The organism is Vagococcus hydrophili (assembly GCF_011304195.1).
Taxonomy (GTDB): domain Bacteria; phylum Bacillota; class Bacilli; order Lactobacillales; family Vagococcaceae; genus Vagococcus; species Vagococcus hydrophili.
This window is the reverse complement of record NZ_CP049887.1, coordinates 358377-371177: the sequence shown is the minus strand read 5'-3', so window position 1 is coordinate 371177 and position 12801 is coordinate 358377. Positions and strand designations below refer to the sequence as shown.

Here is a 12801-nt window from a genome sequence, read left to right as displayed (position 1 = left end):
TAGATTAAAAAAACAAAGAAATGTTATTATTTGATAATTTATGAAGGTTTTCTTAATGGAAAATAATTATGAAATGGGGTGAGAAAATGATTCTAAGGAAAAACTATTTGTACTTAATGGTAACTATGTCCATATTTCTCGTCAGTTTTGGAATGAGCGGAAAAAGTTATGCAGATAGTGGTCTAAATGAAATTCCTGGTGGCGCCATTACAGTTGATAATTTTTTTGCCCCACCTAATGGCACTGGTGTGAGAATCAAAAAAACTAATGATTCAAGCAACAATAGTGTTCCCTATTCTATTGTATCTATTTCTGGAACTAACAACTGGATGTCGATCTGGTCTAATGATAGAAGTAAAATGGATTTTAGTCGTGATTTTGAAGGAAGAATGTATATAAATTTTGGTAAGGGTGGTTCAGATGGAATTGCTTTTGTCATGCATAATGATCGAACCAAAACAAGAGCTTTGACTGGCGCTCAGACAAGTGCTGATGGTCAAAATATGGGTGTCTATGGTTCTGCTAAATCTCAAAAAGGAACACCTTTTATCGGAACAGATACATTTCCATACACAAAAGCAGTACAAAATTCAGTGGCTATTGAATTTGATTTATATCAAAATACGAATGATACGAATGCTTTTGACATCAATGTATTTTCACAGCCGCATGTAGCTTATACATACCCAGGAGACTCAAAAGAAGGATATCAACCTATGGATTCAAAACTATCAGATATAAATGAATGGTTTTATGGTGGTTTTGGTGGCATGGTAAAGTCTGAAGCTATGGGTCGTGTCATTCATAGAGATGATAGAAATATGAATGATGGTGTGGTAACAAATAATATCACAGATGGAACATGGTATGAATTTCGTTACCGTTTTAATAGAGCAGCTCGTAATTTCGATTATTGTTTTGTGAATCCAACTACAAAAAAGAGGTCAGAAATAACAACAATTAAGTTAAGTAATTTAGATGCCAAACTAAAATTATCTGAAAATAATCAAAAAGCTTATTGGGGATTCACAGGTGCGAATGGGATCAATGGTGGAGAAATTAAAGTCGCCTTTACTCAACCGCCAGTCGAACTTTTTGGTCACTTGAGTAGTCATGTTTATAACAAAGATAATCAATTGGTAAGTTTGAATGAAGACGCCTCTGAGGCAGAAATTAAAGCGGCAAACTATGTTAAGTCAGGAGATACTTTTAAAGTTAGTTCTGAATTTAATATAGGTGCTATTGAGAGACCGATAACAGTTGATTCATGGGAAACCAGTTTAGATCCAAAAATAGTAGATATATCTGAATCTGATATAGTGAAAAATCCGACTATTACTAAAAGTGATGGCACTAAGTATAGTGTGACTGTTAAAGAAAAGACAGCTAGAAATGGAAAAATTAAATTTAAGTTGGATAAACCGTTAAAAATCACAGCTTCAGATAAATTTACTCTTTCTTATGAAACAAAAGTAAATAAAGCAATTAAGGATGATTATCTAGCTAATGTTGAGTCATCCGTGTTTATTGTTGAAGAAGGAACAACGATTGTAGATACTATTTCTGCAAAAACAAAGCTTTTTATGGTGAAAAAAGGAAATACTCCAACTAAATTATCTTGGGAATTGGATAAAGAGGTCAAACAGAAAAATGAATTTCGAGATAAAGTTGAATTAGATAAAGATAACTATTCTATCCCATTTTATTATAAAGACCCTGATCAAAATGATCGAATTAAAATAGATGTTTTAAAAGATAATAAAAAAATAGCTTCTACAGATATGTTTACGACGACGGGTGAAAATAAGTATTTGAAAAAAACAATTGATGTACCAACAGCTGAACTTAATTATGGTAGTAATCAACTAGTACTTAAAGTTTATGAAGTAGACCAAGCAGGTAATTTAAGCGAGGTAATGGATCAGTTAGAGCTAGAAATTAAACTCACAGGATCCTTAGTATTTAAAGAAGCACCCGAATTATTGTCTTGGACAAAGATGATCCCTTATGAAACAAAAGGAGTATTAAGTCGGGATAAGGCTAATAAAATGAAATTATCAGTGAGTGATAGTCGAGAAGAGAAAAATAAATCGTGGTCGATTAGAGCGAAAACTGAAAATACAAGTCGTGAAACGGTGCCTTTTGATTTTGTTTGGAAAGACAATGCTTCTTCTGATATCCAAAGATTGGGAGCAGAGTCAAGAATTGTTATGAATCAAGATTCGATTAAGCCTGCTAATTATTTATATACAAAAGAGTGGCAGTCAGATATGGGCTTACTGCTTGAAAGTCATGACTATTTACCAATTAAAAATTATAGTGAAAAGGTAAAAATTGTTTGGCAGCTTTTCGATACAGAGAGTCCAGAATAGGAGGTAGGTATGAAGAATTTTAACGTGTTATTAAAAAATATTGGATTAGCTACTTTACTAGTTTGTTTATTTGTATCGGTCAAAGTTAGTGCGTCAGAAGATGATAATTATGACCGAAATGAATTACCTGTGACTTTTGAAATAAAGGAAAACACAGATAATGAAAAGAAACCAGTAATTGAAGGAAAACGTTTCTTACCAAAAACCAATGAGCAAGTAGATAGGTATTTATTTTTTGAAGGATTTATATTTCTATCTCTAGCTAGTGTGTTGTGGTTAAGAAAAAAGAAGGTGCCAAGTGAATAAGAAAAAAGTAAGATTGTTATTATTGTTGATTGTTCCTTGGATATCCTTTCATGAAGTTTTTGCTAGTTCTGTGGGTAAATCTGAATCGGCATTAAGTATTGAAATACAGCCAAGTCCCATTCGAATTACAAAAGTAAAAGCCCCAGTTTTTGGTAAATACATAGCAACTTCTAAGGTTCAAAAAATTAATTCACAGTCAGATATTTTCATTGATGTGGAAGATAATAGAGAGCAAAAAAATAGTCCATGGCAATTATTTTATAACCTTTCAATGTTTGAAAGAAAAGACCAGACGGATAAGAAGATAAGAACACAAATTTCACTAGGTAAAGGTAATTTTTATCAAGATGGAAAACTAAAAAAAGATAATGTTACTTCTTTAAATGCGACGATCAATGATGAGCATGAGAAGGAGATTTTAAGAGTGGGTAAGAGCAGCGGTAAAAAATATCGATACATCATTTCTAATCAAGATATTGAGCTGATAATCCCCAAGAATATAGAAGTAGGAAAGTATGAAGCGTTACAAACGGTAACTTTGGTCAATGCCGAGTTACCAGACTAAACGAGATATCAATTTTAAATAATGATATAAATAAATTGTGGAGGCAGTAAAAATGAAAGCAAAAAAAATAGTAAGTATTAGTTTATTAAGTATGACAGTTTTAGGATTAGGAGCAGCAACTACTCATGCAGCACCTCTTGTCGGTCAAGAAAAAGAAACAAAAACTCAAGTAACAATCCAAGATGAAGTTGATCCAACAGATCCACTTGATCCAACAGATCCAGATCAAAAACACTTAACATTAGAAAAAGTACCAGCTAATTATGATTTTACAAGTAAGCTACAAAATAAAAACTATGCTTTAAGTGCAGTTTTAGATAGCGAAAATACAATTGAAGTATTCAACGATCGTGTTTCACGCGAATGGTCAGTAAAAGCCAACGTAAAAGGTGATGAAATTACTGTGGGTGAAAGTGCTAATAAACTACCAATCACTTCATTCAAAATTAATGACATTGAAATCGCCAAAACTGGTGCAAATGGTATCGTTGCTAAAAATGCTGAGGGTATGACAGCTGAAAACAACACGGGTTCATTAAAAACAGCAGTAAATAAAGTTAACATTGATTTTTCAGATGCAAGTAACGTCTTAAAAGTAAATGATAAAATCAACGGTACAATTCAATATAAATTATATAACACAGCTACAGCAGAATAGTACTAACGATGAAATAGAAGAATTTGGAAGAGCTCCTTATTCTTCTATTTCAATCAATTTATTGATGCATATCTAAGTTAGTTTTTTTAACTAGTTTAGATATACAACAATGAGTGATTAATGTATAAAGAAGAGAAAAATAGTCTTATTTTGAAGGGGAAAATATGAAATGAAAAAAAATAAAAAATGGTTATGGGTCATTATTGGGCTAGTGTTAATCTTTGTAACTGGAAACACTTCTCAAGCAGAAGAATCAGAATCGGATATTGGTTACCATATCCAAGCGATGATACCTAAAAATCAATTGGATAAAGAAAAAAGTTATTTTGATTTGAGAATGAAACCAGGAGAAAAACAAACAATCGAATTTGCGATTAGTAATACGTCTGAAGAAGAGTCTGAATATGAAGTCGCTGTTAATCAAGCCTACACAAATGCTCAAGGATTTATCGATTACAGTGAGCCTAAAAAAAGTAAATTAGTAAAGTATGCCATTGAAGATATTGCTGAAGTAGAAAAGAGTGTCAAAGTAGCTCCTAGATCAGTAAAAAAAGTACCAATAAAATTAACGATGCCAAAAGAAAGCTTTGACGGTCAGATTCTTTCAGGAATTCAAGTGATCAAAAAAGGCAAAAAAGAATCAAGTAAAATTACTAATAGCTATGGTTATGTTCTAGGATTAAAATTAACAGAAACGGATAAAGCAGTTAAAAGAGATATTAAGTTAAAAAAAATTGAACCAGCTGTTTCTTTTGGAAAAACCAGTGTCGTTGTAGAACTTGAAAATCCTACAATGGATTCAATTGGACACTTAAAGTATGACGTGAAAATTACAGATGAGAAGACTGAAGAAACCATTAAAGAGACGACTTACGGCGGAGATATGCAAATGGCACCGACCTCCTCTTATCGTTTAGCAATCGATTGGGATAACAAGTCATTGAAAAAAGGAAACTATAAGCTACATTTAATTGTTTCGGATGCCAAGGATAATAAATGGGAATTCAATGAAAAATTTGAAATTACTAGTGAGGATGCTAAAAAAGTCAATGATCTAACGGTAACAGAAGACAATCAGAAAGATTTCCCATATCTATGGATTATCATAGGTGTAATAGTATTAGTGCTAGTGATTGGCATAATTATTTACGTAAGAAAGAAAAAGAATTCTGCTAACAATAAGAAATCAAAATCTAAGAAAAAGAAGAAAAAAAGTAGTAAGTAATCAAGTATATCTTAAAGCAATTTTATTCATTTTAGAATAGGATTGCTTTTTTATTTTGGAAGAATAAGCAACAAACAATGGTAATCTATAAACTATTTTTAGTATTTATGAAAATGCTTTATATTTTGGTCTAGATAATGTTAGAATGTCTTTGAATCGATATTTATAAAAAGACTTAAGTAAGGGGTTAAGCTAATGATAAAATTTCCAGATAACTTTTTGTGGGGTTCAGCAGCATCTGCACCTCAAACAGAAGGGCACGCACTATTAAACGGTAAAAGTCACACAACATGGGATAAGTGGATTGAACTAAATCCAGAAAAATTCAACGCAGGTCAAGGACCAAAAGACACATCTAATGTGTATGAATTATATGAAGATGACATCAAACGTATGGTGGAGATTGGCATGAACTCATACCGCACTTCTATTTCTTGGGCGCGTTTACTGCCGGATGGCAAAACATTAAACAAAGAAGCGGTTGCTTTTTACCGTGATTATTTTGAAAAAATGAATCAAGCAGGAATTAAACCAATTATCAATTTATTCCATTTTGATATGCCTTGGTGGTTAATGGAAAAAGGTGGTTGGGAAACTCGGGAATCAGTAGATGCCTTTGCTTTTTATGCTAAGACCGCCTTTGAAGAATTCGGTGATTTAGTGGATGAATGGGCAACTTTCAACGAACCTTTAGTTCATATTGAATGCGGTTACCTATACGGGTTCCACTACCCAGCGATTGTTGATTTTAAAAAAGCAATTCAAGTAGGTTATCATACCTTAATGGCTCATTTCTTGGCTGTTAAAGCATATCGTGAAACAAAACAAACAGGACGTATCGGGATTATTTTAAATGTCACGCCAACTTACGCTAGAAGTGAAGAAACTATGGATCAAAAAGCCAAACAAAATGCAGACGTATTAATTATCAAAAGTTTCTTAGATCCATGTGTTTTAGGAACTATTCCGGCTGAATTAGTTGATTTAGTGAATGAACACGAATTAACACCTGTCACTGAAGCAGGTGATAAAGAGATTATTAAAGAGTATCCAGTTGATTTTATTGGGATTAATTACTACCAACCAATGCGTGTCCAAGCAGCAGAAAACCCACGCACACCAGCTGTGACGACGAGTGACTTGTTTGCCCATTACGACTGGCCAGAAAAACGCATGAATCCATATCGTGGTTGGGAAATTTATCCAGAAGCATTATACGATGTTTCTTTAATGATGAAAAATGATTACAATAATATTCCGTGGTATGTCTCTGAAAACGGTATGGGTGTGGCTGAGGAAGAACGCTTTATGAATGACAATGGCATGATTGAAGATGATTACCGCATTGAATTTATGGAAGATCATTTGGAGCAGTTACATAAAGGGATTGAAGCAGGCAGTAATTGTTTTGGTTACCATACTTGGACTTTCGTGGATTGTTGGTCATGGTTAAATGGCTACCGTAACAGATATGGTTTCTACCGTGTAGATTTAGATAATAATTTTGAGCGTTCACTTAAGAAAAGTGGTTTATGGTATAAAGAGTTAAGTCAAAATAATGGCTTTGAAATAGGAGAAAGATAATGGGATTAGTCGTTTTTGATATTGGTGGCTCAGCAGTCAAACATGGTTTTTGGCAAGACGAAACCTTGTCAGAACAAGCTCAATTTAAAACACCAGAAACACTAAAAGAGATGAAGGAACAAATGCTTGAAGTCATTGAAGCCCATAAGAATAAAAGTGTTACAGGTGTAGGAATCAGCTCTCCTGGTGCGGTAAATGTCAAAGAACGTCGAATTGACGGAATCAGTGCGGTACCCTATTTACATCATTGCCCCATTTTTGATGAGTTAGAAAGTTATTTTGCCTTACCAGTGACGATTGAAAATGATGCGAACTGTGCAGGGATTTCTGAGATTGAACTAGGTGCGGGGAAAAATGCAACCAATGCGGTGTTCATCGTTCTTGGTACAGGTGTAGGCGGTTCGATTTTTATTAACCGTCAAATCTATAAAGGGTCTCATTTATTTGGTGGCGAACTTGGTTTACTTGTTAATGATCAAGAGACAACCTTAAGTAGTATCGGAACCATTGTAAAAGTGGCTAACAAATACAAGGAATTAACTGGGAAAGAAGTTAATGGGAAAGATATTTTTGAGTTAGTTGAGAACAAAGATGAACTAGCAATGAAGCTTTTAGATGACATGTACTGGGTAATTGCTCATGCGTTATACAATGTGCAAGTTTCGATAGATCCAGAATTAGTGATTATTGGTGGGGGTGTGTCAGCAAGAGAAGAACTACCCATTGAAATTGGTCGTAGACTTCAAGAATTGTTAGAAAAACATCTCGTTCGAGAAATCATGCCAGAGATTAAGAGATGTCATTATTTAAATGATGCTAATTTAGTTGGGGCAGCTATGAATTTTATTAATTTGAATAAATAATGAAAGGGAAGTGTGATAATTTTATCATGCTTCCTTATTTTTTGATTGAGCCACTTTATAATATCTAATTAAATTATTTGGTGAAATATCATAAAGGATACTTAAGCGTAATAAATTTTCAAGACTTGGAAAAGTTCTATCAGTTTCCCATTTAGAAATAGACTGTCTAGAAATATTTAAATGATGAGAAACATCAATTTGAGAGAGATGTTTCTCAATCCTACTTTTTTTCAATTGTTTTCCTAAAGTCATTTAAAATCGCCTCCTTCGATATTTTTATAAACTATATCGACTTCTTTTTTCAGTAGTTAATAGAGACGGATAAATTATTTAGAATGTAAACTAAAAGGTGCTAGGTAGTTAGTTTACTTTATGGAATAATTGAAGTATCTAGCTGAAAGAGGTGGAAGGCAGTGTCATTTTTTACATTTAGTATTGAAGGTGAGAAAATGCCTAGTTTAGGTGAATGTGATATGGATGATGAGTTGTATGATTATATTTATTTGTCATTTGATACACTAGAATCTGTTTGGGTCGATGGCATTAAACGAAAGGGTTTTGACTACTGTGGCGTTTCAACTGTGGAAAAAGATATCAAGAAATTAATGGAAATTTTAGTGAATTGGCAAAAGTCATTTGAATTATTACCTGACACCATTGATATCTCAACAAGTATTGATTCACAAACAGGTGAAGCAATACCGTGTATTTATCAAAAGAAAGACATCATGAACCAGTTGACTCAGATTGTTTCTATCTGTGAAAAGGCGATTGAGATGGATAAGAGAGTTGTTGTTTTTGGGTTGTAGGGATTAGTTTCTAACAAAAGATATCATCAAATAAAAAGGCGTTTAGCTCCATGTCAGTTGCTTGGAGCTAAACGCCTTTTTCATCACGCTGTGTAGTCCGGATTCAAAAGGCAGCTCTTTCGGTAACTTCAAAAATCAAAATTAATTCGAAATGCGTGAATTATTTTTAATTTCCTCCAGTTACTCAAAGCTAAACGCCTTTTTCATCACGCTGTGTAGTCCGGATTCAAAAGGCAGCTCTTTCGGTAACTTCAAAAATCAAAATTAATTCGAAATGCGTGAATTATTTTTAATTTCCTCCAGTTACTCAAAGCTAAACACCTTTTTCATCACTCTATTTCATACACAGTCTTAAACACTTTAGTATGTCCTGGGTTTAATTCAATCGAACCCCATTCTGGGTGGTTGACGATATCAGGTAATTCTTGGGTTTCGATGGCAATCCCGATTTCAGAATGCATGCTTTGTCCGTTCACTTTAAAGTCATCGTTAAATCCAGTTGTGGAGAAGATAACGGCTGCTTCTCGGTTAGAAGAGATGTTTAATTTACGACCACTTTTTGTTTCAGTTAAACAAATCTGTGGATGACTTGATTCTAAAATGAAAGCATCATCAATTCCAGCTGATAATTTAGCTAAATTATCAGCTAAAGAGGTTGTTTTTCTAAAATCATAGCCTGTGTTATCAACAGTTAAGATTTTTCCTGTGGGTAAGTTGATGCTATCTGTTTCAAGAATCCCATTACTTTTAACGAGTAAATCATGACTTGTAATATCTCGTTTAGCATTACCTGAAAGGTTAAAGTAAACATGATTGGTCGGATTCACAATTGTTTGACTTTCTGAAGTCACCTTTGTAGTCATGACAACGGCTGTTGATGTTAATTCATAAGTATTAACAACCGTTATTGGACCTGGGAAACCTGAAGCAGTATCAACTAAAGTAAACGCAACTTTTGTGTCACTCATCATCTCGTAGTCCCAAAATTGACACCACCAACCATGACTACCGCCATGAATATGGTGAGCTTCATGAAAGTTTTTTTCTAAAGTAACACCGTTCCACTCTGCATTTTTGATACGACCAGCAACGGGTCCCACTAAAGCACCAAATTGAGCGTTGTCAGCTAAAATACTTTCTGGTGTATCTAAAGAAAGTAAGATATTTTCTTTGTTGCCATCTTTATCAGGGGTTAAAAAGTTATGCCATCTTGCACCAAAGTTTAAGAAAGTTGCAGATAAATCACCATTTATTAAGGTAATATAAGCAATTCCTGTTTTTTCATCGATCTTAATTTGATGAGACATCTTATTTACCGTTCCAAACAGTTTCTAAATAAGCTAAAGAAAGTTTACTTGTATCTGGAACAATCGCAATATCGTCTCCTAAGTCTTTAGGTGAGCCCACACCGACTGGAAGAGAACCACTTGCTTTAATGGCTGTAATTCCAGCTTGAGAATCTTCAATCCCAACAGCTTCTTTAATTGAAACATTCACTGCTTCAGCAGCAGCAACAAAGATATCTGGAGCTGGTTTTCCAGCAGCAACTGATCCTGGATCAACAATTGCGTCGAAGAAGTGACTGATTTCCATTTTATCTAATAAAAGAGGACCGTTTTTACTTGCAGAAGCTAAAGCAATCTTAATGTCCGCAGCTTTTAATTCTTCTAATAATTCTAAAATACCAGGGTAGATATCTTTAGGTGAAATAGCTTGAATCATTTCAACATAGTTGTCATTTTTAACTTTAGCTAATTCAGCAAATTTTTCAGCACTGATTTCTCCAGCTTTATTGCCGTGTTCTAAAATTAAAGTTAATGAATCTTCACGAGATACACCTTTTAATTTTTCATTGAACTCACGGTCAATTGAAATTCCTAAATCATCCGCTAATTTTTTCCAAGCTAAGAAATGGTACTCAGCTGTATCAGTAATAACACCATCTAAATCAAATAAAACACCTTTAAACATAATAAAACATCCTTTCGTTTTAAAAAGGAGAGTGGGACAATCGTGTCACACTCTCTATTTATAATTATCTTTATTTTAATGTATTTCAAACTAGTTGTCTATACAAGTTTATTTTTTGACTGGGGTAGTCATTGTTCCTTCAACGTGATGAACGTCACCATAAACTTCAATATCAAGAGCATCGCCACTTAATAAAGTAATGGTTACATCAGTATCAATTAAGACATGTAGTAAACGTCCGCGGTAGTTAATGTGGAAAGCATATTTACTCCATTTTTCAGGTAAGAATGGGGCAAAGCTTAATTTTTCGTTGTAAGTCTTCATTTGAGCGAATCCTTGAACGATTCCTAACCAGCTACCTGTCATTGAAGTGATATGTAATCCGTCATCAGTATCATTGTTGTAGTTATCAAGGTCTAGTCGGGCTGTACGTTGATACATTTCAACTGCTTTTTCTTCCATGCCTAATTCAGCAGCTAAGATCGAGTGAATACATGGAGAAAGTGATGATTCATGTACTGTCATTGGTTCATAGAATTCAAAGTTTTTACGTTTTTCTTCCATAGTGAACTCATCGTTAAAGAAGTAAATTCCTTGAAGAACATCCGCTTGTTTGATGAAGCATGAACGTAAGATGTGATCCCATGACCAGTTTTGGTTTAAAGGCACATCAGTTGCTGCTAAATCAGAAACTGGCATTAATTCTTTATCTAAGAAAGTATCATGTTGAACGTAAACACCTAATTCATCATCTTTAGGGAAGTACATGTTCGCAATGATATCTTCCCAGTGGCTGATTTCTTCATCAGTTAATTTAACAGTTGTTTCAGCTTGGTATTTTTTGTAGTTTTCTAATGTGTATTTAAGAACCCAAACAGCGATGTAGTTAGTGTACCAGTTGTTGTTAACGTTGTTTTCATATTCGTTAGGACCAGTCACACCGTGCATCATGTATTGTTTGTTACGTTTAGAATAGTGAATACGATCAGCCCAGAAACGAGCGATTTCAGAAAGCACTTCTAAACCTTCATTTTTAATATATTCGGTATCGCCTGTGTAGTTTGTATAGTTATAAACAGCATAAGCAATCGCGCCATTACGGTGAATTTCTTCAAAAGTAATTTCCCACTCGTTGTGACACTCCACACCAGTGAAAGTAACCATTGGGTATAATGCACCTTTAAGACCTTGTTGGCGGGCATTGTGTTGTGCTTGTGGTAATTGGTTGTGACGGTATTTTAATAAGTTTTTAGTCACACTTGGATCAGCTAAAGCTAAGTATAAAGGAACGGCGTAAGCTTCAGTATCCCAATAAGTAGCACCGCCGTATTTTTCACCAGTGAAGCCTTTTGGTCCAATGTTTAAGCGATCATCTTCACCGTAATAAGTAGAGAATAATTGGAATAAGTTAAAACGAATTCCTTGTTGTGCTTCGTCATCACCTTCGATAACCACATCAGCTAATTCCCAACGTTTTTCCCATGCAGTAGCATGAGCTTGTTTTAATTCTTCAATAGAAGAGGCGTTAACTTCCGTCATGATAGTTTGAGCAGCTGTTAATTGTTTCGCTTCTTCGATGTCACGACTTGTTGTAATGACTACTTTTTTATCTAGAGAAACCACGTCACCAGATTTAACCTCAAAAGTGAAGCTTTCAGTTGCTAAGAAGGCAGCTGTTTCTTTTTCACTTGTGTGAGTACCAGTTGCAGTGTTTTCCATTAAAGCAGTAATAGTGAATTGCTCAATACCAAAGTTATTTGGTACAGTACGAGCAGTCACTACATTTTCAGAAACTTGACGTTCTTCCCAGAACATTTCTTCGTAGTTGCTATCTTCGTTATGAACGTTATTATCTAATTTTGAGACAACTTTGATTGTTCCATTTCCTTCTAAAACTTCAGCTTTAAGTGAAACCACACCTAATTCTTTCGTCGTGATACTTAAGAAACGCTCAAAAGAGAACTTAACTTTCATGTCATTTGTTTCAATTGTGAAGTGACGAGATAAAACACCGTGTTCCATATCTAATTCTTGGTAGAAGTCTGAAACAGTTTGTGTCGCTAAGTCAACTTTTGTGTCGTTGATGTATAAGTCCATTGCGATGAAGTTAATGGCATTGATTACTTTACCAAAATATTCTGGGTAACCATTTTTCCACCAACCTACACGCGTTTTGTCTGGATACCAAACTCCTGCAATATAAGTTCCTTGATGGTTGTCACCGCTAAATCCTTCTTCAAAGTTCCCGCGCATTCCCATATAACCATTACCAGTACTTGTTAATGATTCTTGTAAGCGAATGTCAGTGTTGTGTAATTCATTCGTTGCTAATTTCCATGGATCGATATCGAATAATCTTTTTAAATGTTCCACTTAAAAATTCCCCCTTAGTTTGATGTATGAATTCATGATAAACGCAATCGTTTGCGAAAGCAATAATAAATAGTC

The 12801-nt window shown here is 34.3% G+C and carries 12 protein-coding genes; 8 read left to right on the top strand and 4 right to left on the bottom strand.

Features of this window, described 5'->3' with window-relative positions; genetic code table 11:
* Positions 1–86: 86 nt before the first annotated feature.
* From G7082_RS01825 to G7082_RS01795, 7 genes are all read left to right on the top strand, one after another.
* The gene (locus G7082_RS01825) at positions 87–2372 is read left to right on the top strand and encodes a lectin-like domain-containing protein (protein WP_166033466.1); all 2286 of its coding nucleotides are present in this window, start codon (positions 87–89) and stop codon (positions 2370–2372) included.
* A 9-nt stretch (positions 2373–2381) separates the two neighbouring features.
* Complete coding sequence (locus G7082_RS01820) at positions 2382–2678, top strand: LPXTG cell wall anchor domain-containing protein (RefSeq protein ID WP_166033465.1); 297 nt, start codon at positions 2382–2384, stop codon at positions 2676–2678.
* Complete coding sequence (locus tag G7082_RS01815) at positions 2671–3243, top strand: hypothetical protein (RefSeq protein ID WP_166033464.1); 573 nt, start codon at positions 2671–2673, stop codon at positions 3241–3243. The genes G7082_RS01820 and G7082_RS01815 overlap by 8 nt, the downstream gene beginning before the upstream one ends.
* Positions 3244–3295: 52 nt before the next feature.
* Complete coding sequence (locus tag G7082_RS01810) at positions 3296–3901, top strand: WxL domain-containing protein (RefSeq protein ID WP_238842679.1); 606 nt, start codon at positions 3296–3298, stop codon at positions 3899–3901.
* A 169-nt stretch (positions 3902–4070) separates the two neighbouring features.
* Positions 4071–5126 (top strand): WxLIP family cell surface protein, encoded by a 1056-nt coding sequence (locus G7082_RS01805; protein ID WP_166033463.1) that lies wholly within the window; start codon positions 4071–4073, stop codon positions 5124–5126.
* A gap of 195 nt (positions 5127–5321) precedes the next feature.
* Positions 5322–6710, top strand: a complete 1389-nt coding sequence (locus G7082_RS01800; protein WP_166033462.1) for a glycoside hydrolase family 1 protein — start codon at positions 5322–5324, stop codon at positions 6708–6710.
* Positions 6710–7573, top strand: a complete 864-nt coding sequence (locus G7082_RS01795; RefSeq protein WP_166033461.1) for an ROK family protein — start codon at positions 6710–6712, stop codon at positions 7571–7573. Before G7082_RS01800 ends, G7082_RS01795 begins: the two co-directional genes overlap by 1 nt.
* 24 nt (positions 7574–7597) lie before the next feature.
* Here G7082_RS01795 and G7082_RS01790 read toward each other — a convergent pair whose 3' ends face one another.
* Positions 7598–7825, bottom strand: coding sequence for a helix-turn-helix domain-containing protein (locus G7082_RS01790; RefSeq protein WP_166033460.1), 228 nt, complete (start codon positions 7823–7825; stop codon positions 7598–7600).
* 161 nt (positions 7826–7986) lie between these two features.
* Here G7082_RS01790 and G7082_RS01785 point away from each other — a divergent pair, with 161 nt between their 5' ends.
* Complete coding sequence (locus tag G7082_RS01785) at positions 7987–8382, top strand: hypothetical protein (RefSeq protein ID WP_166033459.1); 396 nt, start codon at positions 7987–7989, stop codon at positions 8380–8382.
* Between the two features lie 329 nt (positions 8383–8711).
* Here the strand turns inward: G7082_RS01785 and G7082_RS01780 are convergent, their stop codons facing one another.
* The 3 genes from G7082_RS01780 to G7082_RS01770 form a co-directional block, all read right to left on the bottom strand.
* Positions 8712–9689, bottom strand: coding sequence for an aldose epimerase family protein (locus G7082_RS01780; protein ID WP_166033458.1), 978 nt, complete (start codon positions 9687–9689; stop codon positions 8712–8714).
* Position 9690: 1 nt separating this feature from the next.
* Entirely contained in the window at positions 9691–10353 is a 663-nt protein-coding gene (gene pgmB / locus G7082_RS01775) for a beta-phosphoglucomutase (RefSeq protein WP_166033457.1), read from the bottom strand.
* Positions 10354–10461: 108 nt separating this feature from the next.
* Positions 10462–12726: a glycoside hydrolase family 65 protein gene (locus tag G7082_RS01770; RefSeq protein WP_166033456.1), complete on the bottom strand. Its 2265-nt coding sequence runs from the start codon at positions 12724–12726 to the stop codon at positions 10462–10464.
* Positions 12727–12801 lie beyond the last annotated feature (75 nt).